Genomic DNA, 26,984 nt, shown 5'->3' on the forward strand with positions numbered 1-26,984 from the left:
ACTCTTCCCGCAAAAACAAACAGAGGATCAAGACCGGCTTGCGCCAATCTCAATCCTCCGCCTATAGCCATTCCTACTTCAGTCTAGCATTTTTGCTGCGCGATTATTTCTCCGACTTGATCAACGCATTCGGGTTGACGGATACGCCGTTCTCCCGAACTTCGAAGTGAACGTGAGCGCCCTCGCCCGGCTCAAGCTCGCTGTGGCCCGCCGCTCCGATGGCATCTCCTTGCTCAACTTCGTCTCCGGCTTTCACTTTCAGATCCGTGAGGCTTTGATAGACGGTCACCAACCCGTTCGGGTGCTCGATTTGCACCTCATAGCCGTTGGTCGGCGATTGGGAAGCGACTTTGACCGTACCGCTCAATGCCGCCAGAACATCGAACGACTCTCCGTCTTGACGGGACAAGTCGGTCGCCATATGCGGCGTGAACGTGTTCTGGTACTCGACCATGGCGGCTACGCGCTCTTCCTCGGATGCCGCAGCATCATAGAAAGGCATCAGCGTAGTCATGTCTTCGATCTTCTCTACCGGCCAGCGAAGCGATTCTCCATTTGCGAGAACGGCTGACGCTTCCGGACTTTCCTGACCGCTAGTGGCGGCTTCGCTCGCGACTTCTGCTTGACCGGGAATGGCTGGATCTTGCTGATCCTTGCCCGTGTTCAGCCAGAGAATCGTTACGATAATTGCTGCCGCGGCCATGTACGCTGCAGGGAAAACCCAGCGCTTGGAGAGAAATTTCTTCCATCCGGTAGGCCTGACAGCTGGAGACGTGCCCGCAATCGACTTGTGGGATTCTTCGATTTTGCGTGGCGTTTTGTTTCCTTCATTCATGATTATCATCACCTCAGTAAGCCATTGTTACCAGGTGAAGAAGTTTTATACCTGATTTCTTTGGAAGATTACAATTTTTAGAGCTCTACCTTGTCTATAGACGTTTACTGGCCGCAATCGCAAGCTTAGAAGCTTGCTAGCTTGGCCCCTTTATAATAGTGTGCCAGAATATGCGATGCGTCATCCCCGGCCCGCGCCATCCCTTCCGCTCCCCACTGGCTCATTCCTACGCCGTGACCGTATCCATAGACGGTCAGCACCGCCATGCCGCGCTCTGCCTTCCATTCGAAGGAAGCCGAGCGCAACCCTAGCAGCTGCCTAACCTCCGTCCCTTTAAGCCGCTTATCCCCGGCCAACAGCGTTTTCACCCTTCGTCCCGCCGTCCGTTCCAACACCCGAATAAGATCCGTCGATAAAGCCCCTCCTGCCGCCGGAGCCGTTTTTACCCCCAGCAGCTCGTAAAACTCAGTCAGCTCCATCTCCACCGTCTGTTTTGCTCTATCGGAAATCGCTTGATCCCATGGACTCTCCACAGACCTCAAGTACGGCCGGCTGACCGAAAACACATCCTCCGAATTTTCCGTATACCCGTTGCTTGTCGAGAAGAAAAGGGCTTCAATCGGCTCGCCCTCGTATACGAGAATTCGGCCTTTCGTAGCGGCCACGGCGTCCCGAACCTTCTCCCATCCCTCTCTGTCGTCCTCCTTCAACCGCTTCATCTCCGTCAAGGACAAATAAGCCTGATGCTCCTGGGTATCCGTCACATCCGCTTCCTTTGCGTCGCTTCCCGCATGCTCGCCCAGCCACAGCCTACGAATCGCATACGTCCGCGCCGCTACCGCCTGTGCTTCAAGCGCTGCCGAACGGAACATCAGCGGCATCTCCGCCGCCACCACTCCCTCTACATACGTCTCGAGCGGCACAGTCTCTACCTTTCCCTCCTCCGTCAAAAATACAGAGATACTAGGCAACGCCTCCCGCCGCCCCTCCTCGCCTTTCCGATCGAGAACGAAAGCACCGCCAGCGCCCCCAGCCCCGCTATTTCCGCCAGTCCCGTCAGCCCCACTTCCCGTCTTTTCCCGACTCTGGGCCTCCCCTTTCTCTACAGCCGAACCTTCTCCTTCTGCTTTTGCTTCTGCTTCTGCTTCTGCTTCTCCCCCTACCTTTTCTACTGCCTGCCCTTTGACCTCTCCCTTCTCTACCGCCCTACTTTCCTCCACTTGTTGAAAAGCTTGTCCCATCGCACTGCCGGCACCGCTATGAATCGACGCCCACATTAAGATCGCGATTATAACCCCCAATCCATATGCCACGCCGATAACCGTCCAAGAAACTTCCCCCGCGCGCGCCCGGCCTCTCCGTCCGTATGCCATTTTTCTCACTCGTCCACCTCCGCCCGGTCGTGCTTCGTCACGTCGAACTCTCGGCTCTCCGCTATCAACCGATGCTTCCAAACTATGCGAGAGTGCGAGAGGGTAGAACTTCGGTCTTGGCCTCGACCTCGCCCCCAGCCTCAGCCTGGGTCTGCCTCCTATTACCTATCCGGAGCTTCCTCAGCATATTTATGAAGTTTCTAGCGTCCTTGCTTCGGTGCAAATTCAATGTCTCTCCTTTTCGCCTCACCTGAGTGATCTGCAGATACCCGAAATCCGCACCTGCCCCCTTCTCAATCTCATCTCTTGCCCCCTCTCCGAACTCCTTCCCACACCAATCCCTCTCCTGCGCTCCCCTACACCTCCCTTCAATCTCATCTCTTGCCCCTCTCCGAACTTCTCTCCCACACTTCTCACCTTACATTCTCCTGACCCTCCCCTAATCTCATCCCTTGCCCTTTCTCCGAACTCCTCTCTCCCTGCTCTCACCAAACCGTTTCCCGCGCTCCCTGCGCCTCCATTCAATCTCATCTCTTCCCCCCTCAGAACTCTTCCACACCTCTCATCTTACCTTCTCCGGCCCCCTCCCTTAATCTCATCTCCTGCACTCTTCCCTCAAATCTCTCCTCCACTCCTCTCCTTATTCCTCCTCTACACCGCTCCCCTTCCTGGCCTTCTCTTTATCTCATCTCGTGTACTCCTCTCTGAACACCCGTTGCTCCCCTCTCACCAAACCCCCTCCGATTCCCGCCTCTTCTATCTGCCATTTACTCAGGTAAGCCAAATTCGAGACACATTGCACGCAACAAAAGCAAATATAAGGAAATTTTTTTCTGATTTAATTAAAAAAACATCTTGAAACAGGAACAAATGTTCGTTAAAATAAAGAAAAGAACACCCGTTCCCACCGGAGCAAGGAGGAAAAAATGGCGTCCATTCGTAAGTTTATGGCGTTGTTTCCGGACGAGCAGTCTTGTCGCAACCATTTGTTTGCCGTTCGCTGGCCGAGGGGATTTATTTGCACCAAGTGCGGAGAGATGCGGTACTGTTTGATCAAAACCCGGAACGTCTACGAATGCGCCAATTGCAAAACGCAAACCTCCATTACATCCAATACGCTGATGCATCGCACGAAGCTGCCTTTGCGCTATTGGATGGTCGCCCTCTATTGGGTTGCTTCAGGCCAGCGCTGCTCCGCCCGCAGACTCGCCCGGACGCTGCAAATTCAACAACGGACGGCAGAGAGGCTGCTCCTTAAGATTCGGCATGCCATGCATAGATCCGAGCGCACGCCGATGCTTGATTTCTGGAACCGCGAGAAACGAACAGCCCAACAGCCGATCGTGCGTCGAGCCTTGCTGATGTTGTACAGGAAGTCCCGCACCTTCATTCGCAAGTATTACGGGCGGCGTGTATCCAAATGGAATCGGCTATATTATTACTACGAGTATCGATTCCGCAGCAACAACGCCCACAACGCAGTAGCAGCGCTTAGCAAGCTGATTATCAGCGCATGCACAACGATCTACTCACTCAACGAATACGGGATGCTGCGCGAAAACAAAAAACAGCCCCCGAACCAGACGGTCCAGGGGCGTTGCTTTCAATAACGGCTAAGTATAAGAACGCGTTCATCCATGCGTTTCCCGAAACGCGGCCAAATTAAGCCAACGTCGGTTGTATGTTGCGAATAACCACTTCCGCCGACGCCGCGGCGCGCTGTTCGAACTGCTTCATCAAGTTGTCCGGCTGCAGAGCCGCTTTTTCCGATTCCTTAATAACATCTTCAGGGGAAGGCGCGCGATAAATTTCCGCTCCAAGCCCTGCCAGCTTGTTAACGATATTCACATAACCGCGCTCAATATGGTGCAGACCGCCAACCTCCGTGTTGCCGTCTGCCGCCAAGGCGGCGCAAATCAGAGCCGCGCCGGCCCGGAGATCCGTCGCGCACACGCTAGCTCCGGAGAGCTTCGTGCCGCCCGTAACAATCGCCGTGCGTCCGTCCACTTTAATTTCGGCGCCCATCTTGATCAGCTCGTCGACATGCATGAAGCGGTTTTCGAACACCGTTTCCGTCACGATACTCGTGCCGTCCGCAACCAGCAGAAGCGTCATCATCTGAGCCTGCATATCGGTCGGGAAGCCCGGGTAAGGCAAAGTTTTCACATCAACGGCCCGAAGCGGCTTCAACGCGCATACTCGTATGCCGTTCTCGTCGCACTCGACTTGAACGCCCATTTCTTCCAGCTTGGCGATGATCGGACCAAGGTGATCGCGAATCGCTCCGTCTACATACACGTCTCCGCCCGTAATCGCAGCGGCGATCATATACGTACCGGCCTCAACCCGATCGGGAATAACCTGGTGCTCGGCCGCATGAAGCCGTTCCACGCCTTCAATTCGAATAATGCCGGTGCCGGCGCCGCGAACTTTAGCCCCCATCGCATTCAAGAAGTTGGCAAGATCCACGATTTCCGGTTCTTTGGCCGCATTTTCTATAATCGTCGTTCCGTCCGCAGTCGCTGCCGCCATCATAATATTCTCAGTAGCGCCAACGCTTGCGATATCCAGATAAATTCTTGCCCCGCGCAATTTTCCGTTTACAGTTGCTTCGATGGAGCCTTGGCCGAAGCCGATTTCCGCTCCCATCGCTTCGAAGCCCTTCAGATGCTGGTCAATCGGACGCGTGCCGATGGCGCAGCCGCCAGGCAACGATATCCGCACCTTGCCCACGCGAGCCAACAAGGGCCCCATGACCAAGAACGAAGCGCGCATTTTTCTGACCAGCTCATAAGGCGCTTCCCACGAAGTTAGCGACTCCGCGTTCAGTTTTACGCTATCGTCTTGATGCTGCGCGTAAACCCCCAAAGCCGCGAGCACCTGAAGGATATTAGTGACATCGTCCAAGGCGGGAACGTCATGAATGACGCTTGATCCTTGCTCCGCCAACAAAGAAGCGGCCAGGATCGGAAGGACGGAATTTTTAGCGCCGTGCACGCGGACAGTTCCCTTCAGGGTACGTCCGCCGCGGACGATGATTTTGCTCATGGGTGGTTCCCTCCGCGCGTAATAGATTCATTCCGAAGCACTGGCAAATATACCCGACTCCGAAAAACCCAAATTTTATCATACCACTTTCAGCAACATTGACACAAGCGGCATTTTTTGGGGCAATCAGCCGTCATTCGACTTCTTTCGAGCTCAAATGAACGAATGCTTGGGTTTGTATATTATTGCCCAATCATAAGGAACTAACCGCCGCCAAATAGCCATTTAAGGGTACCTACCCAACTCCAATAATCCAACACGAACCGGGAAACGAGATGCCCCAGCCCGATCGCAGCCAGCAAGTGCAGCATTCGAACCTTCGGCCCGCGCGGATCTCGCGCAATTTTATCCCATCTGATTTCCTGCAGAACGATCCAGGCGATGACAACGCAGCCCAAAGTGACAAATATTGAAAACAGCCCGTTCCATCCCGCCAACTCGAACAACCCTGAATCATTCCCCATAACCTGCTCCTTCCGCCCTAATCGCAGCTATGTCGCGCCGATTCGAGCCTTCCCCCCGCTACTCGCTTACCGTTTGAATCTTAAGTCCGTAATATTGGCTGCGATCATACCCGTCCGCAGTCATCTGAACATAATATGTGCCTGGCGACAGCTTTATTTCTCCGCCGGTCGTCTTCTGTTCCTTCCCGCCGGTCCATTTGCCTAGCCTTTGCAGCTTTTTACCCCGTAATTCAACGTTCACAGCCAACGACGACGGAATATTCGTAACATCGAGCTTCACTTTTGCGTCTTTGGCCAGTTCGAAGCGGTACCAGTCTTCATCCTTATCCGATTGGATCAGAGCGTTATACGTCTTGCCCAGAACGAGCGGCGTCGAAGCTAGCGCGCTCTCGTTCGGTTCGTATAAATCCTCCTTCTCGGTAATGTATTCCAGCGAGACGGCATATGTCCCGATTACTGCTTCGGGATTCGACGATACCGCATTGGAAATACGAAAATAATACTTGCCCGCCTTGGCATTGTTAATCGTTCCGTACTCAATGCCGCCGTCGCCGCGCTCATCGACGAGGATCATTTTGCCTCCGGCCGGGTAAATCCGCAGCTCCGGATCGATTCGCGTCGTGTCCGGAGTCAGCGTTAGCTTGAGACTGCCCGGCTTGGGAAGCGTTACGACAAACCAATCGACATCCCCCCGACTATGAAACGATCCGTTCCATTTCTGGCTTCGGGCAGGAAGCGTAGCAGCCGATGCAGACGTATCGTTAGGCTCATTGGCGTCAGGCAGCATTGCAAAACCCGAAACGAGTCGATAATTCTGCGTTTCCTCTTTCGAATTCTCGGGCATTTGCGCAAGCAGCCAATTGCGACCTGCTTTTACGGGCCACTGCATAAGCTTGTCCTTGGATGCCGGCTCGGAAGAACTCGACTTGATCAGCTTGCCGTTAGCATCGTACAGCGTGAACCGACCGGAATCGCCCGATAGAATAAACACCCCGTCGTACTTTGCTTCGAACACAAACCAATCGGCATCTGCTTTTCCATCCCAGCTTCCGAACACCTCTTTGCCAAGCGGCAGCACGGCAGCTTGCGATCTCATGTTGTTGGGCTCCCGCCAATCGATCGTTTCATCGGCCAGCAGCGCTTTGGAGGCCGATAAGAGGCCGTAGCCGGTATTCGGAGTCCACGGCTTAAGCACATTCAGCGGAGTCGCCGTTCTACGCAGCGTCTCGCGAATTCGCAGCGGCTCCCATTCCGGATGAGCCGCTCTCAGCAGCGCCGCAACGATAGCAACTTGCGGCGCTGCCATGGACGTGCCTTCCATTTCGATTTCTCCGCCGCCGATCGCCATCGTCTGTACGTTCCATGCCGCTCCGATGTCGTTCTCCGGCCCGGAGGTCGACCCGGCAACCGTCCTTTTGTTGTCAATGCCCGCAACGGAAATAACGGAAGGATACGCCGCCGGATACTGTACGGCAGCTTTGTCCCCGAAGATCGCCGCATCGTTGCCGCTTGCGGCGACAAGCAGCACCCCGCGGCTTTCAGCGTATGCGACCGCTTCGCGCAAGCTCTGTGCATCGCGTCGAAGGCCCAGGGACATCACGATAATATCCGCCCCTTGATTAACCGCATGACGAATGCCCTGCGTCAACTTCTCCTCGTTGCCCGCACCAAACTGGTCAAGCGCCTTAATAGGCATAAGCTTGCCCTTCCATCTGCCCCGGGCCGGAGAAGCCTCCCCCGCTTGCGCCGCCGCCGCAATAATGCCTGCGACTGCCGTCCCATGACCATTATCGTCCTGGGCGGATTTACGGGTATTGACGAGATTGATTCCGGGCAGCAAATAAGGCTTCAACTCGGGACGATTAAAATCGATCCCCGTATCGATAATCGCAATCGTTGCCGTGACGTCTTTGTCTAACAGCGCCCAGGCATCCTCTATGCCGATCGTCCTAATAAATTCGGGCAGCGGCGGCGCAAGATGCGGAGCGTTCCTGATCATATCCGTTGTGCCGATGGCTTGGGCATGAACGGCAGGCACCCGCTGCATGCTCCCCCAATCGTCCGCTAACCGGGGAGGGATTAGGACAGCAGTGCTCAGAAGAACGACGGATAATGTCGAAATCGCGGCTCGACTGCCAGGTACGAACGTTAGCATGATCGTGCTAAACTGTTTCCCGCCCTTATTCATCTCGCCTCCGCCGCCTTTCGCCCTCGCATGCATTCTATTGTAGCTGCGCCGCCTGACAAATTTCTGAATGAATTCTCCGACAACGACGCATATTCTTTATTACCCATGTTGCATTCTTCTTAATTTCGATTTTCAAGCCCTGTTTCCCTGCTTCTGGCGACAAAATGGGGACTAAGGTCGCAATTTGTCACAAAAATGTAAAACCGCCGAGACGAATCGTCCCGACGGTTTATTCCTAAGCCTTTATGCTTAATAATCTCAACGCACCAGAAAATCGACCGGTATAGAGAACAGATCGTTGATCCAATTAAGAATCGGCACGGGCAGAAACCCAAGTACCAATGTCGCTGCAGTACATAGCCAGATCGTAATCGTCGCCGGAACCGTCAGCTTCAGTCTCGAATCCGTCGCTCCGCTTCTCATATACATCTGACGAATGATCGAAAAATAAACCGCATAGGACACAATTGTCGTGACGAGCATAATCGCCGCCAACCAGTATGTCTTCGTCTGAATGGTACTGAATAATATGAACAGTTTTCCGAAGAAGCCGCCGGTTATCGGCAAGCCGGCCAACGAGCACAGCAGCACGGTCATAGCCCCGGCCGTCCAAGGCGCCCGATGATACAATCCCGCAAAGCCCGATACCGTTTCATTGCCGGAATCGCGCGTCACGATTAGAAGAACCGTAAACGCTCCGATATTCATAAAGGCGTAAGCCACCAGATAATAGATAAATTCCGAGAACATCGAAGTATGAATATCCGCGAACCCAAGCGCCAGAGGGGTTAGCAGAATACCGGCGTTAGCTACGCCGGACAGCGCAAGCAGTCGCTTGAAGTTGCGCTGGCGCAGCGCTCCCGCCGTACCTACGATCATCGCCGCGGCGGCAAGAATGCCGAGCCCGAGGAAAACGTCCTGCTGCAGGAACGATTCGCCGGCGGGAACGAGATTCGCCGAATTGATGAAAATCCGATACAGCATCGCAAAAGCGGCGCCTTTGGCGACAACCGCCAGGAACGTCGTTACCGGTGTCGGGGCGCCCTGATACACATCAGGCGACCAGGCATGAAACGGCGCCAGTGCCAGCTTCGCCGCGAAGCCAGCCAGCATCAGGAAGAAGCTGATGTACAGCAGCGCCTCCGAATTCTCAATCGCAGAGCCGAGGTTGACGCGAATCTGTGCAACGTTCGTCGATCCCGTAATTCCGTACAGGAAGGACATCCCGTACAAAATAAACGCAGACGCCGTTCCCCCTGTAACGAAATACTTAAACGCCGCTTCGCTGGACAGCTTGTTTTTCTTCCTCACACCTACCAAAATATACGATGTGATGCTGAGCAGCTCCAGGCCGACAAACAACGTAATCAAATCTCCGGATGAGGACATGACCATCGCGCCGAGCGTCGCCGGAAGCACGAGCGAGTACATCTCGCTCTTGATCGGAACATCCTCGTCCTTGACCGCTCCGAGCGACGAGAAAACGATAAACGCAGACGCCCCCAAGAAGACCAGCTTCAAAAGATTGCCGAAGTCGTCGACACGGTAGCTTCCCGCCAATAGCTCAACGACGCCCGAATCGGTTCTCGTCAGATCGCTCATGAGCAAGACGACGAACACTCCCGAGACCAGCAGGCCGACAAGCGTAAGCCACCCGACGACATACTGGCTTGCCCTTCGGGGCAACACCAGATCCAGCAGCGTCAGGAGCACGGCAAATCCGGTTAAAATCAGTTCGGGGGTCACGTACCACAAATCGCTCAAAGTCAAAGCGAGCTTAGTTTCCATGTTAACCCCCCACCCTTGTCTGTAATTGTTCCAGCAATGCGCCGAAGCCGTTCTGCATCAGATCGGTCAGCAGGGATGGGTATACGCCCAGCAAGACGATTAGCGCGGATAGCGCGACCATCGGCAGCGCTTCGATGAATCGGGCGTCTTTCAGCTCGGCGTACTTCTCATTCAACGCCCCGTAGGTGATGTTCAGCACGCTTCGCAGCACGTATATCGCCGCCAGCAGAACTCCCAGCACGCCGATAGCGGTCAGAACCTTCATCGAACCGAACAGCCCCAGGAAAGACAGGAATTCTCCGACGAAGCCCGACAATCCCGGAAGCCCAAGCGAAGCAAGTCCCGTCAACAGCAAAATGCCGGATGTGAACGGCATCGCTTTGGCCAATCCGCCCAGCTTGCCCAGCTCCGTCGTTCCCGTTCGTTCGTAAATATTGCCGACGATCAGGAAGAACAGCGCCGAGATCAAACCGTGCGACACCGATTGGAAGATCGCCCCTTGCAGGCCAACCTCCTCCAAAGAAGCGATACCCAGCAATACGATGCCCATATGGCTGATACTCGAGTAAGCCAATACCAGCCTGAACTCATTCTGCACGCAAGCCAGAACCGCCCCGTACAAAATGTTGATAACGCCGAGTACAGCCAGCACCGTCGTCCAAGAGCTCGCCTGCTCCGGGAACAGGCCCAGCGCAAAGCGAATCAACCCGTATACGCCCATCTTCAGCAAAATGCCGGAGTGGATCATGACGACCGCCGGCGGAGCTTCGACATGCACCTTCAGCATCCACGTATGGAACGGGAAGATCGGCACCTTGATTCCGAAGGCAACGAGGAGCAAGATGAACGCCGCCCAGCGCATGTTATCCGACAGGAACCATACCGGATTCATTGCGTTGTTGGCAAATGCCCCCCCATCCTGCAAGTTGCCAAGCAGGATATCGTAGTTGCCGGAGAAAAAGAAATTGACATTGTCGGTTGAACCGAAGCCCAGAGTGGCAATCAGGATCAAAAAGGCGAACAGCATCGCGGTCGACCCCAGCCCATTATAGACTAGGAAACGAGTCGCAGCCCTCTCCCGCCCGTAATAACCCCAAATGCCAATCAGGAAAAACATCGGAATAAGCGTCACTTCGAAGAAAATAAAGAATAGGACCAGGTCCCGCGCCAGAAAAACGCCGTATATTCCCGTCAGCAGCAGCAAAAATAGAAAATAGTACGTTTTCCAGCGTTTACGGATATGCACAGAAGCGAGAGCAGCCATCGTCGAGACGATACTCGTTAGCAGAAGCAACGGCAGCGAGATGCCGTCTACGGCCAGATGGTACTCAAAGCTCAGTTTTAGAGACTCAACCCCGTTGAAAGCCTCGACATTCAGCGGAATCGCCAGCCACTCCATTTGCTCGGAGTATGCCGCTCCCCCCACGGAAGGATTGTAGGAAGCGAACAGCCATAGAGTCAACAGAAGCGGAATGAGCGTAAACACAATGGCGGTTCCGCGTATCCAACTGTTTTTGCCGCTAGGCAGCAAGAGCACGACAAGTGCGCCAAGGAGCGGCGCGAATGTAATCAGAGACAGAACCGGCAGGTCCTCCAGCATTACCAGAACCTCCTTCCGGCGAGCGCGACCATCAGAATCACGATGCCGATCACGGCGGCCAGCGCGTAAGCTTGAACTTGCCCGCTCTGCAGCCTGGAATTCAGTCTGCCGACCGCGCCGACCGCATGGCCGGACAGCCGGACAAGACCGTCGATCACATATTCGTCGAACAGCTCGAGCAGCTTGCCAAGTCCATAAAGCGGCCTGACGAATACGGCCTGATAGAGCTCATCGATGTAATATTTGCGCTCAAGCAATTTAACAAGTCCCGGAACGCGGGAGGAGACGGCATCCCTTCGAATCGTGCCTTTGGCGTACATCAACCATCCGATGTAGATGCCGAGCAATCCGACGGCCGCAGATACGATCATCACGAGACCGCTGACATGGTGCTCCGCTTCCCCTCCGAGCAGCCAACCGCCCAGCCAACCGTTAAACGGCGTCTCCACGAAACCGGAGACAACTGCCAGCACAGCCAGCACGATCAACGGTATGGTCATAACGGAGGAAGACTCCTTGGCCGCTTGACCCTCCTTGGGCTTGCCCGCGAAGACGAGGAAGAATAGCCTTGCCATATAGAGTGCGGTGAAGAATGCGGCGACCAAGGCAACAATGAACAAAATCGGCTGCTTATCCAGAGCAACGGTCAGAATCGCGTCTTTTGACCAGAAGCCCGACAGCGGAGGAATTCCCGACAAGGCGAGCGCGCCGATGCCGAACGTCCAGGCCGTGATCTTCATTTTGCCGCCGAGGCCGCCCATCTCCCGAATGTCCTGTGTATGTACGCTATGAATGACGCTGCCGGCTCCAAGGAACAGCAATGCCTTGAAAAATGCGTGCGTAAACAGGTGGAACATCGCACCCGTAACAGAGCCGACGCCTAGCGCCAGCATCATGTAGCCAAGCTGGCTAACCGTCGAGAAAGCGAGAATCCGCTTAATATCGTTCTGCGCCAAACCGATCGTCGCCGCGAAGATCGCTGTGAACGCGCCGATAATCGCCACCGTATTCATCGCCACCTGCGACGCTTCGAAAATATCGAAGGTGCGAGCCACGAGGAAGACGCCGGCTGCGACCATCGTCGCCGCATGGATCAAGGCGCTGATCGGCGTCGGACCTTCCATCGCGTCCGGAAGCCAGACGTGCAGCGGGAATTGGCCGGACTTGCCGACCGCTCCGAGGAAGATCAGTAGCGCAATCAACGTCGTAATACCCGTGGAGATGACGCCTCCCTGAGTATCGAACACGTTATGGATCGAGGTGAAATCCAAAGCCTGCCCCGGCATGTACCAGAACAGCAGCAGAATGGCGATCAACAAGCCCAAGTCGCCGATCCGGGTGACGATAAAAGCTTTCTTCGCCGCTGCTTTAGCTTCCGGCTTCTGGTACCAGAAGCCGACGAGCAGGAAGGAGCATACGCCGACCAGCTCCCAGAAAATGTAGAAGGTTAAAAGGTTGTCCGCCAGCACCAAGCCCAGCATCGAGCTTGTAAATAGCGCCACATAGGCATAGAAAGTCGAGATTCTCTCGTCTTTCTTCATATATCCTTGCGAGTACAGATTCACAAGGAACGCCACCAGCGTAACGACGACCAGCATCAGCGTGGACAGATTCGTCACTTCGAAGCCCGCCATCAGCTTCAGCTTGCCAATGGTGATCCATTCGAATTGCTTGCTGTACTCCGGCGCGTCGCTCGCCATTCTCTCCGTAGCTAGACATAACGCCAATACGAGGGACGCGAACGAAGCCACCGTACCGATCCAGGCGCCGGTTTTTCCTAACGATTTTCCGGCTCCGGTCAATAGGATAAAAGCGACAAACGGAAGCAGCGGAATCAGCCAAGCGTATTCGGTAAAGAAGGTGCTCATAAAGTTACCTCCTCAACTCGTCGAATTCATCCACGTTCACCGTAGCGCGGCTGCGATAGAAGACGATCAATATCGCGATGCCGACCGCGGCTTCCGCCGCCGCGACCGAGATGGTGAACAAGGAGAAGATTTGTCCCGTCAGCGACGGGAGCACTCCGTATTTGGAGAAGGCGATCAGGTTGAGGTTCGCGGCGTTAAGCATCAGCTCGATCGAAAGCAGCACGATGATCGCGTTGCGCTTCGTCAGCACGCCGTACAGCCCGATGCAGAACAAAACCGCCGCCAGCGTTAAGTAGGAGGACAGCATGCTCATTCCGCGTCCTCCTCTCTCTTCGCCAGAGCGATCGCTCCGATAAAGGCGACCGTCAGCAGAACGGAAGTCAGCTCGAACGGAATCGCATATTGGGTGAACATCAGAATGCCGATTTCCCTCGTATTGTCTTCAGACGCCAAAGCCGTCGGGACCTGAAAGGTCGCATTGCGGATCCCGAAGAACAGAATGCCGAACAAGCAAATGCATCCGATGGCCGCCAGCGTCTCCAACAGCGGCCTTGCCGGCTCTCGTCCTTCCCCGTCGTGCTTGGTCATCATGATGCCGAAGATCATCAGGATCGTAATCGCGCCTACATATAGCAGCACCTGCACGAAAGCGAGAAATTCCGCCTCCAGCACGACATACAACCCGGCCAACGAGATAAACGTGAAAGCAATCGAGAGCGTCGTATGCACAACCTTGGTAAAATTGATCGCCAGCACCGCTCCGACGATCGCGCACACCGACAATATGAAGAACGCGACGAATTCTCCCGTAAATTCAATATTGAAGTTGAACACCGGTTATTTGGCGCCCCCTTTCGGAGAGCCGATGTTGTTGTTGTCCAGGCGAACGTTCGTATTGTTGTCGAACAGCCACTGTTTGTCCTTGAACAGTTCGTCCCGACTGTAAGCCGCCAGTTCGAAATTATTCGTCATGACGATCGCCTCGGTCGGGCATACCTCCGTGCACAGGTCGCAGAGTATGCAGATTTCGAAATTGACGTCGAACGTATCGATGACCTTGCCCTTCTTTTCCGGATCCGGATTCGGCTTGCCCGTCAGCGTAATGCAATCGGTCGGACAAATCCGCGCGCACTGGTTGCAGACGATGCACTTGTCCGGCTCGAAGTATTGAATCCCGCGGAACCTTTCCGGCATCTGGATCGGGATGTCGGGATACGCGTACGTCAGCTTTTTGGTCCCCATCGTTTTCAGGGTCACGCCTAGTCCTTTGAGCATGCCTTTCACGGCGTCCGCCTCCCTATCCCATCAATTCTATGCCAATTGCCGTCAAGAAAATATTGAGAATCGCCAGCGGCAGCAGTACCTTCCATGCCATGCCCATCAACTGATCGACGCGCAGCCGCGGAAACGTCGCCCGCATCCAGAACAGGAAGAAGACGATAAAAGCGAATTTCAGGAAAAACCAGATTAATCCCGGAATGAAGTCAAGCTGCGGAATCGGCGCGTTCCAGCCGCCAAGGAACAGAATCGTCGTCAGACAGGCGATCGCATACACGTAAATGTACTCCGAAAGCATGAAGAACGCGAAGCGGAAACCGCTGTACTCGACGTGGTAGCCTGCGACCAGCTCGGATTCCGCTTCCGGCAAGTCAAACGGCGTACGATTGAGCTCGGATACCGCGGCGATAACGAAGATCGCGAAGCCGAGAATTTGCGGCAGGAAGTTCCAATGCCAGAAGTAGCCGCTCTGCGCCAGCACGATCTCCCGCAGGTTCAAGCTTCCGGTCATCATCACGACGCCGACGACCGACATAACTAGCGGCACCTCATAGCTGATCATCTGCGCCGCGGAGCGCATGCCGCCCAGCAGCGAGTATTTGTTGTTCGATGCCCAGCCGGCGATAACGATTCCGATCGTCGTAATTCCGGAGAGCGCGATATAGTAGAGGAACCCGACGTTCAAGTCCGCAAACTGCAAATTCATCGAATAAGGAATGAAAGCAAGCACCAGGAACGAAGGAATGAAGGCCAGCACCGGCGCCAAAATGAACAGTCCGCGATCCGCCTTGCGCGGGATCGTATCTTCCTTCAGCAGCAGCTTGGCGACGTCGGCCACCGTCTGGAGCAAGCCGAGCGGTCCTGTCCGGTTCGGCCCTTTGCGATACTGCATCCAACCGATGACCTTGCGCTCGAAATAAATCGCATACGTAACAAACACGATAACGACCGCGAGCACGCCGATTCCCCCGGCAATGAAGATCGCCGCGTTGCCCCAGCTTAACGGTTCATCCAAGAAGCGTTGCATCAGCAGTCAACCTCCCCCAGCACGATATCGATGCCGCCGAGAATCGTAACGAGGTTCGTCATGCTTTCGCCGACGAGCAGCTTCGGCAGAATCTGCAAATTGACGAACGAAGGTCTGCGGAACTTCAGCCGATACGGCTCCGCCTTGCCCTTGGACACGATGTGGCAGCCGATCTCTCCGCGCGGCGATTCGATGCGGACGTAAATCTCTCCGGCGGGGGGACGGATGGCCCGAGGCACCTTGCCCATCGTATCGCCTTCTCCCGGAAACTGCTCCAGCGCCTGCTCGAGAATGCGCAAGCTCTGTTCAATCTCCGCAATGCGAATCAAGTAACGATCGTAGCAGTCCCCGTTCTTGCCTACCGGGACATCGAACTTGAACCGATCGTACAAGCTGTACGGCTCCGCTTTGCGCAGGTCCCACTGCACGCCCGTACACCTCAAGTTCGCCCCCGACAAACCGTAGCTGATCGCCGTCTCCGCGTCGTATTGACCGATTCCTTTTACCCGCGACAGAAAGATTTCGTTGCCGCTAACGAGATTGTGATACTCGTCAAGCCGAAAGTACATATCCTTGACGAACGTCTTCACTCGATCGATCCAGCCCTCGGGCGCGTCCCACTTCACGCCTCCGACCCGCATGTAATTGTACGTCAGCCGCGCTCCGCACAATTCATTGAACAGCCCCAGTACGCGTTCCCGGTCGCTGAAGGCGTACAGGAACGGACTAAGGGCTCCGATGTCCAGCAAATAAGTACCCCACCAGACCAAATGACTGGCGACTCGCTGCAGCTCCATCACGATCAGACGCATAAACTCCGCTCGCTCCGGAATTTCCAGCCCCATCATTTTCTCCACCGCATGACAGAGAACATAATTGTTCGTCATTGCGGATACATAGTCCATTCGATCCGTGTAAGGAACGATCTGCGTAAAATTCAAATCTTCCGCCAGCTTCTCCGTACCGCGATGCAAATAACCCATGACCGGAGTCGCTTCCGTGATGATTTCCCCATCCAGCTTAACAATGATCCGAAACACGCCGTGCGTGCTCGGATGCTGCGGGCCTACGTTCAACAGCAGCTCTTCAGTACGAATCACGTGATCTTACACCTCCGGGTCCAGCGGAACGTAGTCTTTGCGAAGCGGATGGCCGACCCAATCGTCGGGCATCATGATGCGTCTCAAATCCGGATGTCCGGGAAAATCGACGCCCAGCAAGTCGTAAATTTCTCTCTCGTTCCAGTTCGCCGTCTCCCAGATCGGAGTGGCGGACGCGACGGACGGATTGTCCCGATCCGTACGTACCTTCACGCAATAACCTTCGCGGGCGTTCATGTTCCACGGGTAGTACACGACTTCCATGTGAGTCTCGTAATCTACGCCGGAAACATTGCGCAAATACTTGCAGCCCAACTCCGCGTGATCGCAGAACAGCCTTGCCGCCTGCTCCCAACGGTCGTTCTTGATCACGAGCGTCGGCAGGTGATCGTTTGCTTCATTGATATAGGCTTCCTCTACCGCATCCTCCGCGACAAGCTCGCGCAGCATCGCCGCAACGCGATCAAGACGGGGCTGGCTCGGCGACGGAGGTTTCGGCGGAGGCGCATCGCCTCCCGGGCTCCCGTCTCCGCCTGCAGCCGTCGCTGGCGCGCCTCCTTGCGCAGCCGCTTGGGCCGCTGCAGCCTTGGCCGCCTCGCGAGCCTCCAGCGCAGCTTTACGCCGCGCCGCCTTCTCCTCATCCGTCTCCTTGCGACGTTCCGGAGCCGGCGCGGACGCATCGCTTTCGCCTGCCGCTGGAGCGGCCGAGGCCGGTGCCGCTGGCGTCGCCTGCGTATCCCCTGCGACGGGCTGCGCACTTGCGGCTCCCGCAGATGCGCCTCCTTTCGCCGCTTCGGCGGCCGCCAGTGCCGCTGCTACCTTGGCCGCTTCGCGAGCCTCAAGCGTCGCTTTACGGCGGGCCGCCTTCTCTTCGTCCGTCTCCTTGCGACGTTCCGGAGCCGGCGCTGGCGCAGCGTCCTCGACTGTCGGCGGCGTTGCCGCTGCCGGGGCCTCTGCCGACTGTGCTTCAGGCTTCGCCGCTACATCCTCGGCTTCCGTCTGCGCGCTATCCGCCACTGGCTCCGCTGCTGCTTGCTCCTGTTGCTTTTCCTCGTTCGCCTGCTCCTTTGCCGCGTCCGCCTCTTGTTGGTCCGCGGCTTCCGCAGCAGCAGCCTCTGCCGGCGCCTGCGCTTCCGGAGATTTATTTTCTATCGTATTATCGTCGTCCCGTTTGTTCTCTTCGCTCATCGGCTAGTCACCTGCTTCCCGGTTTTTGCCTCGTAGCGAATTTTCGCCTGCAGTTTATTGATTCCATAGATTAGAGCGGCAGGGTTCGGCGGACAGCCTGGTATGTATACATCTACGGGAACGATCTGGTCGACTCCCTTCACGACGGAGTAGGACTTGACGTACGGGCCACCAGCCGTTGCGCAGGAACCCATCGCGATGACCCACTTCGGCTCGGGCATCTGGTCGTACAGACGCTTGAGCAGCGGCGCCATCTTCTTGGTCACCGTTCCCGATACGATCATCACGTCAGCCTGACGAGGCGATGTCCGAAACATAACCCCGAAACGGTCCAAATCGTAATGGGCCCCGCCCGCAGCCATCATTTCGATCGCGCAGCATGCCAAACCGAAGGTCAGCGGCCATAGCGAATTGCTTCGCGCCCACCCCTTCAATTGTTCAATGGTGCCAAAGAAAACGTTACGCTCCACTTCCTTCCGGTCCTCCGGAGATACGTTCGCTAAATCGAGTTCCATTTGAACACCTTCTTTCTCCATGCATACACCAGACCAACGAGCAGCAAGCCCGCAAAAATCAGCATCTCAATTAATGCAAATAGACCAAGCTGATTGTAAGCTACGGCCCAAGGGTACAGAAATACGGTTTCGACATCGAATACGACAAACATAAGCGCGTACAAGTAGTACCTGACGTTAAAGCGGATCTGGCTGTCTCCAACCGGCTCGTTGCCGCTCTCGTAAGTGGTCATTTTCTCTTCGGTAGGTTTTTTGGGCCTAAGAATTGAACCGAGCCACAGCACGAAAATCGGAAAAGCGATACCTAGTACCAAGAAGACCGTAACAATGACGTATGAATTGATATAATTCTCCACTGCAACGCCTCCGCAAACAGGTGAATTTACCCCATAATTATAGCAAATGCTCCCAATCAAGTCCATGAAAAAAGCGTTTTCAATGGAAGTTGTCCAATCTTGTCGAAAGGTAGAGGAGGAAAATATTGGGGTATTGAGCACTCCCTTATACATATATATGCTGCTTTGTCCCCGCTAGTCCAGAGCGCGCAAGGAACCGCCGAGCTTATGCTCCGGCGGTTCCTTCGATCCCTATCTGTCTTATGCCAGCGTCGCTTTCAGCATCCAAACCTGCTTTTGCAGCTCTTCCACCTGGCCGATCAGCATATCCGAAGTTGCGGTGTCTTCCGCTTCTTCAGCCGAGGAAGCGGCCGCTTTCAGCCCTTCAATCAGCTCCTTCAGATCCTCGATCGTGGCCGACAGCATGTCATTCTCCGTCTTGGCTTTATCCGCTTCCTTTATCGTCGCCTGCGCAAGAAATTCCTTCATCGTCGATACCGGTTTGCCCTCGATTGAGAGAATCCGTTCCGCAAGATCGTCCAGCTTCAGAGCCGCCATGTCGTACAGCTCTTCGAATTTCGCATGCAGCACGGGGAAATGCGGCCCTTTCACATACCAATGATAATGGTGAAGCTTAAAATATAGCACCGACCAATTGGACAACTGTACGTTCAACTTATCCGTCAACGAATTCGAATTCATCTGAGCCACTCCTTAAACTTTTTGTCTATCTCTAATGTACCCCTTCTCGTCGAAATGAATCAGTGACACCCGTCACTTCTGACTCCTATTCATCCTCGCTTGCCGACATAGTTCCCCTTCTGAGCAAAAGGGATACCGGCGAATAAACGCATACGAGACAGCGATCACACGTAAAAAAACCGCCCAACGGGAGATCGTGTTCGATCTTCCGCCAGGCGGTCGATAAAGCCGTTTATTGGTTCCGATGCTGCTGTTCCCGCTCGTGGACCGTTTCCAGCCGCAAGATGGCGCGCTGCAGCGCCAGTTCAGCGCGAGCCGCGCTGATGTCCGCTTGCTTCTGCGCGAGACGGCGCTCAGCCCGTTCCTTCGCAAGACGCGCGCGGGAAACGTCGATGTCCGACTCCAGCTCGGCAGCTTCGGCCAGAATAACGACTTTGTCCTTTCGCACTTCCATAAAACCGCCGTGAACGGCAATGAATTCGTTCGTATTGCCGATCTTGGCTTTAACCGGAGCCACTTTCAGCGGCGTAACCAGAGGAATATGGTTGGGCAGAATGCCGAGCTCGCCGGCCACGCCTTTAACGACGACCATATTCACGTCTTTCTCGTAAACCTTGTGCTCCGGAGTGACGATCTCCAACCGTAAGGTACTCATATCGATCCCTCCAAACCAGCCGCCGGATTAAACCTCAGCAGCGAGTTTCTTCGCTTTCTCGACCGCTTCCTCGATAACGCCGACGTTGTGGAAAGCCGGTTCCGGAAGATCGTCGTGCTTGCCTTCGAGGATTTCCTTAAAGCTGCGGATCGTTTCTTTGATCGGAGCATAGACTCCAGGAATGCCGTTGAACGCCTCAGCAACGTGCAGCGGTTGGGACAGGAACAGTTGAATGCGGCGAGCGCGTTGAACGACCTGTTTGTCTTCATCGGACAACTCGTCCATACCGAGGATGGCGATGATGTCTTGAAGCTCTTTGTAACGCTGCAGCAATTTCTTAACGCCTTGCGCTACAGTGTAGTGCTCTTCGCCGACGATTTCCGGCGCAAGAATCCGGGAAGAGGAAGCCAGCGGGTCAACCGCCGGGAAAATCCCCATTGCCGCGATGTTACGCTCCAGGTTCGTCGTCGCATCCAAGTGAGCGAACGCCGTAGCCGGAGCCGGGTCGGTATAGTCATCCGCAGGTACGTAGATCGCTTGGATCGACGTTACGGAACCTTTTTTCGTAGAGGTGATACGTTCTTGCAGTTGACCCATCTCGGTTGCCAGCGTAGGTTGGTAACCAACCGCGGAAGGCATACGGCCGAGGAGTGCCGATACTTCTGAGCCCGCTTGCGTGAAGCGGAAAATGTTGTCGACGAACAGCAGAACGTCGCGGCCTTCTTCATCGCGGAAATATTCCGCCATCGTCAGACCCGTCAGAGCAACGCGCATACGCGCGCCCGGAGGCTCGTTCATCTGACCGAACACCATCGCCAGCTTCGCGATAACGCCGGATTCCGTCATCTCGTGGTAGAGGTCGTTACCTTCGCGGGTACGCTCCCCTACGCCGGCGAATACGGAGATACCGCCGTGCTCGGATGCGATGTTGTGGATGAGCTCCTGCATCAGAACGGTTTTACCTACGCCTGCGCCGCCGAACAGACCGATCTTACCGCCCTTGGTGTAAGGCGCGAGCAAGTCGACGACTTTGATTCCCGTCTCCAGCATTTCCGTCTGGGTCGTCAAATCTTCGAAAGAAGGCGCTTGACGGTGGATCGGGTTCGTATTCGCACGGTCGACTTCGCCTTTGCCGTCGATCGAATCGCCCAATACGTTAAATACCCGGCCCAATGTCGCAGGACCTACAGGAATCGTGATCGGTACGCCTAAGTCGACCGCTTCAGTTCCTCTAACCAAACCGTCGGTAGAGGACATCGCAACCGCGCGAACCAGATTGTCGCCAAGGTGCTGCGCGACTTCAACCGTAAGGCTGACGTCGGTGCCGCTAGCGCTCTCGGCCTTCGCTTCAATTTTAATCGCATTGAGAATGTCTGGCAGATGACCGTGGTCGAACTCGATGTCGACAACAGGCCCCAGAACCTGAACAACGCGCCCTTTGCTCATGGATTTACCTCCTAAAATAGTGCGACCAACGAGTTGCGCCTTGCATCTACGGTTGGTCGTCACGATAGTGCGATCACTGAGCAATCGTCACAATTGTTATTGCTGTGCGTTCGCTCCCGCGACGATCTCCGAGATTTCCTGAGTAATTGCCGCTTGACGAGCACGGTTGTAATGCAGCGTCAAATCGGCGATCATCTTCGTCGCATTCTTCGTCGCATTGCCCATTGCCGTCATACGCGCTCCGAACTCGCTCGCTTTGCCCTCCAGCACTGCGCTGAACACGAGCGTCTCTGCGTATTTAGGCAAAAGCACGTTAAGCACCTCTTCGGCGGACGGCTCGTATTCGTATTCGGCTTTGTCGGCTCCCGCGGCGATATCGCCAAGCGGAAGCAAGCGTTTAAGCGTCGGAATTTGGGTGACCGCGTTCCTGAATTCGTTGTAAGCCAAGTGAAGCTCGTCGTACTTGCCTTCTTCGAAGCCTTGAACCGCTTTGGCCGCAACCTCTTTAATGTCCGAGAACTTAGGAGAATCAGACAGTCCGGTCACTTCCTCGACGATCGGAATACCGCGTCGCTGGAAGAAGTCGCGCCCTTTACGGCCGATCACGAATACGGCGTACTCGTCCTTCGAGTTATGCTTCTCTTTAATCGTCAACAGCACTTTACGCAAAATGTTGGCGTTGTATCCTCCGGCAAGACCGCGATCCGAGGTAATCACCAGATAGGCCGTTCTCTTGATCGGACGGCTCTGGAGCATCGGATGCTTGCTGCCTCCCGAAGCGGATGCAATGCTGGATACGACTTCCTTCAGCTTGTCCGTATAGGGTCGAGCGGAGACGGCTGCTTCCTGGGCTCTTCTCAGCCGCGAAGCGGCGACCATCTCCATCGCTTTCGTAATCTGCTTCGTATTCTGCTTACTCTTGATCGAGCGCTTGATCTCGCGCATCCCTTTAGCCAATCGTTTCACCACCTTATTGCCAGGCTTGCCGACGGCAAACCCGGCTCAAGCTTATTGTTGCGACTCGAGTTCCATGTTCCGAATCTATCTTATGCCGATGTGTTGAAGCCCTTCTTGAACGTCGCGATCGCGTCGATCAGAGCGCTGTCGGTATCGGCCGTCAAATCCTTCGTATCGCGGATCGACTGGAAGATTTCCGGACGGTTCACTTCCACATAAGCAAGGAACTCCGCTTCGAAGCGACGAACGTCTTGTACGGGGATCGTGTCCAGATGGCCTTTGGTTACGATATACAGAGATACGACTTGGCGCTCGACCGGAAGCGGCTGATTAACGCCTTGCTTCAAAATTTCGAGCGTACGGATTCCGCGATCCAGACGCGACTTCGTCACTTTATCGAGGTCGGAACCGAATTGCGCGAACGCAGCCAATTCGCGATATTGCGCGAGGTCGGTTTTGAGCGTGCCCGCAACCTTCTTCATCGCTTTAATTTGAGCGGAGCTACCTACCCGGGATACAGAAATACCGACGTTAACCGCCGGACGTTGACCGGAATAGAACAGGTCTGCTTCAAGGAAGATTTGACCGTCGGTAATCGAGATTACGTTGGTCGGAATATAAGCGGAGACGTCGCCCGCTTGCGTCTCGATGAACGGCAGAGCGGTCATCGAACCGCCGCCCTTCTCGTCGCTCAGCTTAGCAGCGCGCTCGAGAAGACGGGAGTGCAAGTAGAATACGTCGCCCGGATAAGCTTCACGGCCCGGAGGACGACGAAGCAAGAGGGACAATTCGCGGTATGCGGCGGCTTGCTTCGTCAAGTCATCATAGATGATCAGAACGTGCTTGCCGTTGTACATGAATTCTTCGCCCATCGATACGCCCGTATAAGGAGCGAGATAGAGCAATGGAGCCGGTTCGGACGCGTTCGCCGTTACGACGATCGTGTAGTCGAGGGCACCATGTTTGCGCAGCGTTTCAACCAAGCCGCGCACGGTCGATTGCTTCTGACCGATTGCAACGTAGATACAGATAACTCCGTTGCCTTTCTGGTTAACGATTGTATCGACCGCAATCGTCGTCTTACCCGTCTGACGGTCGCCGATGATCAATTCCCGTTGGCCGCGGCCGATCGGAATCATCGCGTCGATCGCTTTGATACCGGTCTGCATTGGCTCGTGAACGGATTTACGATCCATAACGCCCGGAGCCGGGGATTCGATAGGACGGGTTTTCGTCGTGTTGATCGGTCCGTTGCCGTCAATCGGCTGACCCAGAGCGTTCACGACGCGGCCGAGCAATTGCTCGCCGACCGGAACTTCCATGATGCGGCCGGTTCTTTTTACTTGGTCGCCTTCGCGGATGCCTGTGTAAGGACCCATGATAACGACACCGACGTTGTCTTCTTCCAAGTTGAGGGCCATGCCGATAACGCCGCCTTCAAACTCGAGAAGCTCTCCCGCCATACATTTTTCCAAACCGTGCACGCGCGCGATTCCGTCACCGACCTGGATGACGGTGCCGACGTCGACGACTTGAATATCGGATTGATATTGCTCGATCTGCTTCTTGATCAGAGTACTGATCTCTTCGGGCCTAATACTCAATTCGTTCACCCCTGTCTCCATTGCTTGCAAATGGTATTATTATTCGTTAGATCGCCGCGGTCTGCAGCGTTTTGTCCAGACGTTCGAGTTTGCCCTTCAGGCTGCCGTCGTACAGCGTGTCGCCGATGCGAACGGTCAGGCCTCCGAGCAGTTCGGGGTTTACGGAATTCGTAACCCGTATGGTCTTGCCTAGCAGAGCGCCGAATTTCTCCGCGAGATTCGACTTCTCCTGTTCGCTAAGCGGAGCAGGCGAGGTCACGTGAGCATCCGCGCGGCCGAGAGCTTCGCCCGCCACTTGCAAATAAGCGTCCAATACGCCGGCCAATTCGCCTTCGCGTCCGCGCTCGATCAGCAAGCCGACGGCGTTCAGGACGATCGGCGACACATCCGCGCCGAACGCTTGAAACAGCGTCTTTTTTTTCGTGTCCAACGTAATGTTGGGCGCCACGAGGAATGCGCGAAGATCGGCATTTCCTGCAACGACGTCTACGATCAGCTTAAGCTGGCTCTCGGTTTCCGCGACGAGCCCTTTGTCGTTGGCCGCTTGGAATAGCGCCTTCGCATAGCGCTTGGCGACTACCGAAGCGCGGCTCATGATTTATTCCCTACATTCTGCAGGTATTGATCGACAAGCTCCTTCTGGGACTGCTCGTCGACTTGTTTCTCGATAATCTTGGAAGCGATCAGGACGGACAGGCCGCTGACTTGCGCTTTAAGCGCGGCAACCGCCTTATTCTTCTCGGCTTCGATCTCGCGAACCGCCTCTTCCTTGATGCGGTTGGACTCGTCGCGAGCGGCTTGAACGATATCTTCCGCCTGGCGGGAGCTAGTCGTTCTAGCTTGCTCGATAATATCGTGAGCTTCTTTGCGCGCTTGCTGAAGCGCTTGCTTCTGCTCCTCGATGAATTGATCCGCTTCCGCGCGATTTTTTTCCGCGCTGTTCATTTGCTCGAGAACCATCTGGCGACGTTTCTCCATGATGCTGAACAACGGTTTGAACGCATACCGCTGCAGTAGTAAGAACAAAATTAGAAACGCAACTAATTGAACAAAAAAGTTGGACCAAACAATGTTTTCCAACACGGATCTTCACTCCTTTCATACGGCTTTACTTAAGCTGTTTCGTGCTTCGCAAAACGAAGGCGTGGAGGCATCGCACTCCCCGCCTTATTCTTGTTACCGTATTACTCAGCTTGACCCATCAAGATGAATGCAAGAACGAGCGAGATGATCGGAAGGGCTTCTACCAGACCTACGCCGATGAACGCCGTCGTTTGCAGGGAACCGCGCAGCTCAGGCTGACGGGAGATTCCTTCGATTGTTTTGCTGAAGATCATACCGTTACCGATACTTGCGCCGAACGCACCAAGACCAAAAACAATTGCCGCTGCCAACAGACCGTATACCATTTTGTAAATCCTCCTCAAGAGTGTGGGTTTATTTTTAATGGGTAATTCCTATGGGTTAGTGCTCGTCGTGAATACTTGCCTGACCGATGTACACCATCGTCAACATCGTAAATACGAACGCTTGGATCGCGCCTACGAAAATACTGAAACCCTGCCAAACCATGAGCGCCGGAATGCCGACCCAGCCCATCCCGAGGATGATCCCGATCATGACTTCGCCTGCATAAATGTTACCGTAAAGCCGGAGACCTAGCGTAAGCGGCTTAGCGGCCGTCTCAATCAGGTTGATCGGTAGGAAGAATGGCCACGGCTCAAAATAGTGCTTCAGGTAGTGCTTGCGATTATGACGCACGCCTTGGATATGCGACAGCACGATAACCGTAAGAGCCAGAGCCATCGTCATTGCCATGTCCGCCGTCGGCGACTTCCACCATAACCAAGCGAGATGCTCGTGTTCTCCTTTGACGATCAGCTCTTGGCCGAACACCTTCGGAATTTGATTATCATGCGCCTCGGATACGATCCCGAACGGCAAGCCGAGCATGTTGCTCACGAAAATATACATGATAAGCGCAAGCCCAAGCCCGGTGTAGACCCGGCCTCTCTTGAAATCCGTCGCCATGCCGATAATGCTCTGGACAAATTCGACGACCCATTCCAAGAAATTCTGTAGCTTTCCTGGGTTTTCCACCGACAGATTACGAACGGCCAGTCGGGCCAGCACGAATACGATAATACTGGATAGAACAACCATTAGAATAGCTGCGAGGTCAAATTCGATACCGAAAATCTTAATAATGGGCACTAAATGATCCATGTTACTGCTTTTCACCCCTTTCATTTGAGGGATGTCCATTGCGTCTGCGGATGGACGATAATCCCAATACGAGTGTTGCCATCGGAGTCACAATTAATCCAGCCACCGTAGCAGCCGGGTCGTACCCCAACGTTCTGACGGAAATGACCGCGGCCAGCAATGCGATCGCCGCCCTGGACAGGAAGCCGAAGCCCCGTCCCCTGCGTCCTCCGACAGCCAAATCGGCAATGCGGATTACCTTCCATGCGAGCTGCCAAGTAAAAAGGATGCTGCCGACCGCGCCGATCAAGAAACCTCCGAAGTAGATTCCCCACTCGGGCCAGATCGCCCAGCCTAAGCAACCCAAGAACAAAAAGAAGAATGTGATGCGGCTAATCTTGCGCATAATTACCGAAATATCGTCCATTATGACCCCCTGCCTCCCGCATATTTGCGGATAAGGCCGATTGCCGAGCCGATTCCGGCGACGAGACCGACGATTAGACCGACGATGTACCCGCTGTCGGTGCCGTTTCTCTCATCATATGCGCTGCCAAGCCACCAACCGAGACCGACCAGAACGGCAAGCTCCACACCGATGGCCGTCACGAGTCCGGCCGCCCGCCAAGGGTTTTCGTCCTGCGGAGGGATCTTCGGGGAATTCGCCATCTTTCGTCGCTCCTCGCTGTTTCCTCGGGGGATTGAAACCAATCGAAGTAAGCCCTTTCCACCCAAGTTCCACGTTATATTGTAGCTTTGCTTCGCGCGGTTTGTCAATCGAGCGAAATTCAAATTTTATGTGAACACG

28 protein-coding genes are annotated in these 26,984 nt (G+C 54.9%); 1 reads left to right on the forward strand and 27 read right to left on the reverse strand.

Annotated features, from left to right (window positions below):
• Nucleotides 1-103 precede the first annotated feature (103 nt).
• Together DFP98_RS11290 and spoIID are read right to left on the reverse strand one after the other, a co-directional pair.
• A complete protein-coding gene (locus DFP98_RS11290; RefSeq protein ID WP_116060691.1) occupies nucleotides 104-835 on the reverse strand; it encodes a M23 family metallopeptidase in 732 nt (243 codons plus the stop codon).
• 125 nt (nucleotides 836-960) lie between these two features.
• On the reverse strand, nucleotides 961-2,208 hold the full coding sequence (gene spoIID, locus DFP98_RS11295; protein ID WP_246016500.1) for a stage II sporulation protein D: 1,248 nt from the start codon (nucleotides 2,206-2,208) through the stop codon (nucleotides 961-963).
• 926 nt (nucleotides 2,209-3,134) lie between these two features.
• Between spoIID and DFP98_RS11305 the strand changes: the two genes are divergently transcribed.
• Entirely contained in the window at nucleotides 3,135-3,818 is a 684-nt protein-coding gene (locus DFP98_RS11305) for a transposase (protein ID WP_116060693.1), read from the forward strand.
• A 52-nt stretch (nucleotides 3,819-3,870) separates the two neighbouring features.
• Here the strand turns inward: DFP98_RS11305 and murA are convergent, their stop codons facing one another.
• The 25 genes from murA to DFP98_RS11430 form a co-directional block, all read right to left on the reverse strand.
• Entirely contained in the window at nucleotides 3,871-5,256 is a 1,386-nt protein-coding gene (gene murA / locus DFP98_RS11310; protein WP_116060694.1) for a UDP-N-acetylglucosamine 1-carboxyvinyltransferase, read from the reverse strand.
• A gap of 203 nt (nucleotides 5,257-5,459) precedes the next feature.
• Complete coding sequence (locus DFP98_RS11315; protein ID WP_116060695.1) at nucleotides 5,460-5,720, reverse strand: DUF1146 family protein; 261 nt, start codon at nucleotides 5,718-5,720, stop codon at nucleotides 5,460-5,462.
• Between the two features lie 58 nt (nucleotides 5,721-5,778).
• Nucleotides 5,779-7,908 carry a S8 family serine peptidase gene (locus DFP98_RS11320; RefSeq protein ID WP_220377081.1) on the reverse strand — a complete coding sequence of 710 codons (2,130 nt, stop codon included), beginning with the start codon at nucleotides 7,906-7,908 and terminating at the stop codon, nucleotides 5,779-5,781.
• 258 nt (nucleotides 7,909-8,166) lie between these two features.
• Nucleotides 8,167-9,696: an NADH-quinone oxidoreductase subunit N gene (locus tag DFP98_RS11325; protein ID WP_116060697.1), complete on the reverse strand. Its 1,530-nt coding sequence runs from the start codon at nucleotides 9,694-9,696 to the stop codon at nucleotides 8,167-8,169.
• 1 nt (nucleotide 9,697) lies between these two features.
• On the reverse strand, nucleotides 9,698-11,296 hold the full coding sequence (locus tag DFP98_RS11330; protein WP_116060698.1) for a complex I subunit 4 family protein: 1,599 nt from the start codon (nucleotides 11,294-11,296) through the stop codon (nucleotides 9,698-9,700).
• Nucleotides 11,296-13,164: an NADH-quinone oxidoreductase subunit L gene (gene nuoL, locus DFP98_RS11335; RefSeq protein ID WP_116060699.1), complete on the reverse strand. Its 1,869-nt coding sequence runs from the start codon at nucleotides 13,162-13,164 to the stop codon at nucleotides 11,296-11,298. Before nuoL ends, DFP98_RS11330 begins: the two co-directional genes overlap by 1 nt.
• A gap of 4 nt (nucleotides 13,165-13,168) precedes the next feature.
• Nucleotides 13,169-13,471 (reverse strand): NADH-quinone oxidoreductase subunit NuoK, encoded by a 303-nt coding sequence (gene nuoK / locus DFP98_RS11340; protein ID WP_371822924.1) that lies wholly within the window; start codon nucleotides 13,469-13,471, stop codon nucleotides 13,169-13,171.
• A 2-nt stretch (nucleotides 13,472-13,473) separates the two neighbouring features.
• Nucleotides 13,474-13,998 carry an NADH-quinone oxidoreductase subunit J gene (locus tag DFP98_RS11345; protein ID WP_116060701.1) on the reverse strand — a complete coding sequence of 175 codons (525 nt, stop codon included), beginning with the start codon at nucleotides 13,996-13,998 and terminating at the stop codon, nucleotides 13,474-13,476.
• A gap of 3 nt (nucleotides 13,999-14,001) precedes the next feature.
• Nucleotides 14,002-14,448 (reverse strand): NADH-quinone oxidoreductase subunit NuoI, encoded by a 447-nt coding sequence (gene nuoI / locus DFP98_RS11350; RefSeq protein WP_116060702.1) that lies wholly within the window; start codon nucleotides 14,446-14,448, stop codon nucleotides 14,002-14,004.
• A gap of 13 nt (nucleotides 14,449-14,461) precedes the next feature.
• Complete coding sequence (nuoH, locus tag DFP98_RS11355) at nucleotides 14,462-15,469, reverse strand: NADH-quinone oxidoreductase subunit NuoH (protein ID WP_116060703.1); 1,008 nt, start codon at nucleotides 15,467-15,469, stop codon at nucleotides 14,462-14,464.
• Nucleotides 15,469-16,569 carry an NADH-quinone oxidoreductase subunit D gene (locus DFP98_RS11360; RefSeq protein ID WP_116060704.1) on the reverse strand — a complete coding sequence of 367 codons (1,101 nt, stop codon included), beginning with the start codon at nucleotides 16,567-16,569 and terminating at the stop codon, nucleotides 15,469-15,471. The genes nuoH and DFP98_RS11360 overlap by 1 nt, the downstream gene beginning before the upstream one ends.
• Before the next feature lie 6 nt (nucleotides 16,570-16,575).
• Complete coding sequence (locus DFP98_RS11365) at nucleotides 16,576-17,757, reverse strand: NADH-quinone oxidoreductase subunit C (protein ID WP_116060705.1); 1,182 nt, start codon at nucleotides 17,755-17,757, stop codon at nucleotides 16,576-16,578.
• Nucleotides 17,754-18,272, reverse strand: a complete 519-nt coding sequence (locus DFP98_RS11370; RefSeq protein ID WP_116060706.1) for a NuoB/complex I 20 kDa subunit family protein — start codon at nucleotides 18,270-18,272, stop codon at nucleotides 17,754-17,756. The genes DFP98_RS11365 and DFP98_RS11370 overlap by 4 nt, the downstream gene beginning before the upstream one ends.
• Nucleotides 18,257-18,628 (reverse strand): NADH-quinone oxidoreductase subunit A, encoded by a 372-nt coding sequence (locus tag DFP98_RS11375; protein ID WP_246016495.1) that lies wholly within the window; start codon nucleotides 18,626-18,628, stop codon nucleotides 18,257-18,259. Before DFP98_RS11375 ends, DFP98_RS11370 begins: the two co-directional genes overlap by 16 nt.
• A gap of 240 nt (nucleotides 18,629-18,868) precedes the next feature.
• Nucleotides 18,869-19,309 carry a Dps family protein gene (locus DFP98_RS11380; RefSeq protein WP_116060707.1) on the reverse strand — a complete coding sequence of 147 codons (441 nt, stop codon included), beginning with the start codon at nucleotides 19,307-19,309 and terminating at the stop codon, nucleotides 18,869-18,871.
• Nucleotides 19,310-19,541: 232 nt separating this feature from the next.
• Nucleotides 19,542-19,964 (reverse strand): F0F1 ATP synthase subunit epsilon, encoded by a 423-nt coding sequence (locus DFP98_RS11385; RefSeq protein ID WP_116060708.1) that lies wholly within the window; start codon nucleotides 19,962-19,964, stop codon nucleotides 19,542-19,544.
• Between the two features lie 27 nt (nucleotides 19,965-19,991).
• Nucleotides 19,992-21,410 (reverse strand): F0F1 ATP synthase subunit beta, encoded by a 1,419-nt coding sequence (gene atpD, locus DFP98_RS11390; protein ID WP_116060709.1) that lies wholly within the window; start codon nucleotides 21,408-21,410, stop codon nucleotides 19,992-19,994.
• A 96-nt stretch (nucleotides 21,411-21,506) separates the two neighbouring features.
• Nucleotides 21,507-22,367, reverse strand: a complete 861-nt coding sequence (gene atpG, locus DFP98_RS11395) for an ATP synthase F1 subunit gamma (RefSeq protein ID WP_116060710.1) — start codon at nucleotides 22,365-22,367, stop codon at nucleotides 21,507-21,509.
• Between the two features lie 89 nt (nucleotides 22,368-22,456).
• The gene (gene atpA / locus DFP98_RS11400) at nucleotides 22,457-23,971 is read right to left on the reverse strand and encodes a F0F1 ATP synthase subunit alpha (RefSeq protein WP_116060762.1); all 1,515 of its coding nucleotides are present in this window, start codon (nucleotides 23,969-23,971) and stop codon (nucleotides 22,457-22,459) included.
• A gap of 46 nt (nucleotides 23,972-24,017) precedes the next feature.
• A complete protein-coding gene (locus DFP98_RS11405) occupies nucleotides 24,018-24,566 on the reverse strand; it encodes a F0F1 ATP synthase subunit delta (protein ID WP_116060711.1) in 549 nt (182 codons plus the stop codon).
• Nucleotides 24,563-25,054 carry a F0F1 ATP synthase subunit B gene (gene atpF / locus DFP98_RS11410; protein ID WP_246016496.1) on the reverse strand — a complete coding sequence of 164 codons (492 nt, stop codon included), beginning with the start codon at nucleotides 25,052-25,054 and terminating at the stop codon, nucleotides 24,563-24,565. Before atpF ends, DFP98_RS11405 begins: the two co-directional genes overlap by 4 nt.
• Nucleotides 25,055-25,155: 101 nt before the next feature.
• Nucleotides 25,156-25,380, reverse strand: a complete 225-nt coding sequence (gene atpE / locus DFP98_RS11415) for a F0F1 ATP synthase subunit C (RefSeq protein ID WP_094047624.1) — start codon at nucleotides 25,378-25,380, stop codon at nucleotides 25,156-25,158.
• A 55-nt stretch (nucleotides 25,381-25,435) separates the two neighbouring features.
• The gene (gene atpB, locus DFP98_RS11420) at nucleotides 25,436-26,197 is read right to left on the reverse strand and encodes a F0F1 ATP synthase subunit A (protein WP_116060712.1); all 762 of its coding nucleotides are present in this window, start codon (nucleotides 26,195-26,197) and stop codon (nucleotides 25,436-25,438) included.
• Nucleotide 26,198: 1 nt separating this feature from the next.
• Entirely contained in the window at nucleotides 26,199-26,603 is a 405-nt protein-coding gene (locus tag DFP98_RS11425; protein ID WP_116060713.1) for an ATP synthase subunit I, read from the reverse strand.
• Entirely contained in the window at nucleotides 26,603-26,845 is a 243-nt protein-coding gene (locus DFP98_RS11430) for an AtpZ/AtpI family protein (RefSeq protein WP_116060714.1), read from the reverse strand. Before DFP98_RS11430 ends, DFP98_RS11425 begins: the two co-directional genes overlap by 1 nt.
• Between the last annotated feature and the right edge of the window lie 139 nt (nucleotides 26,846-26,984).

This window comes from Cohnella phaseoli (assembly GCF_003386235.1).
Classification (GTDB): domain Bacteria; phylum Bacillota; class Bacilli; order Paenibacillales; family Paenibacillaceae; genus Cohnella; species Cohnella phaseoli.

Coding starts and splice junctions, on each gene's coding strand:
- DFP98_RS11290 (WP_116060691.1), bottom strand. CDS start 835: ATGAATGAAGGAAACAAAACGCCACGCAAAATCGAAGAATCCCACAAG.
- atpE (WP_094047624.1), bottom strand. CDS start 25,380: ATGGTATACGGTCTGTTGGCAGCGGCAATTGTTTTTGGTCTTGGTGCG.
- DFP98_RS11385 (WP_116060708.1), bottom strand. CDS start 19,964: ATGAGTACCTTACGGTTGGAGATCGTCACTCCGGAGCACAAGGTTTAC.
- murA (WP_116060694.1), bottom strand. CDS start 5,256: ATGAGCAAAATCATCGTCCGCGGCGGACGTACCCTGAAGGGAACTGTC.
- nuoL (WP_116060699.1), bottom strand. CDS start 13,164: ATGAGCACCTTCTTTACCGAATACGCTTGGCTGATTCCGCTGCTTCCG.
- DFP98_RS11320 (WP_220377081.1), bottom strand. CDS start 7,908: ATGAATAAGGGCGGGAAACAGTTTAGCACGATCATGCTAACGTTCGTA.
- DFP98_RS11370 (WP_116060706.1), bottom strand. CDS start 18,272: ATGGAACTCGATTTAGCGAACGTATCTCCGGAGGACCGGAAGGAAGTG.
- nuoK (WP_371822924.1), bottom strand. CDS start 13,471: ATGCTGTCCTCCTACTTAACGCTGGCGGCGGTTTTGTTCTGCATCGGG.
- DFP98_RS11330 (WP_116060698.1), bottom strand. CDS start 11,296: ATGCTGGAGGACCTGCCGGTTCTGTCTCTGATTACATTCGCGCCGCTC.
- DFP98_RS11425 (WP_116060713.1), bottom strand. CDS start 26,603: ATGGACGATATTTCGGTAATTATGCGCAAGATTAGCCGCATCACATTC.
- DFP98_RS11430 (WP_116060714.1), bottom strand. CDS start 26,845: ATGGCGAATTCCCCGAAGATCCCTCCGCAGGACGAAAACCCTTGGCGG.
- DFP98_RS11365 (WP_116060705.1), bottom strand. CDS start 17,757: ATGAGCGAAGAGAACAAACGGGACGACGATAATACGATAGAAAATAAA.
- nuoH (WP_116060703.1), bottom strand. CDS start 15,469: ATGCAACGCTTCTTGGATGAACCGTTAAGCTGGGGCAACGCGGCGATC.
- spoIID (WP_246016500.1), bottom strand. CDS start 2,208: ATGGCATACGGACGGAGAGGCCGGGCGCGCGCGGGGGAAGTTTCTTGG.
- DFP98_RS11315 (WP_116060695.1), bottom strand. CDS start 5,720: ATGGGGAATGATTCAGGGTTGTTCGAGTTGGCGGGATGGAACGGGCTG.
- DFP98_RS11325 (WP_116060697.1), bottom strand. CDS start 9,696: ATGGAAACTAAGCTCGCTTTGACTTTGAGCGATTTGTGGTACGTGACC.
- DFP98_RS11305 (WP_116060693.1), top strand. CDS start 3,135: ATGGCGTCCATTCGTAAGTTTATGGCGTTGTTTCCGGACGAGCAGTCT.
- atpD (WP_116060709.1), bottom strand. CDS start 21,410: ATGAGCAAAGGGCGCGTTGTTCAGGTTCTGGGGCCTGTTGTCGACATC.
- DFP98_RS11380 (WP_116060707.1), bottom strand. CDS start 19,309: ATGAATTCGAATTCGTTGACGGATAAGTTGAACGTACAGTTGTCCAAT.
- DFP98_RS11405 (WP_116060711.1), bottom strand. CDS start 24,566: ATGAGCCGCGCTTCGGTAGTCGCCAAGCGCTATGCGAAGGCGCTATTC.
- atpB (WP_116060712.1), bottom strand. CDS start 26,197: ATGGATCATTTAGTGCCCATTATTAAGATTTTCGGTATCGAATTTGAC.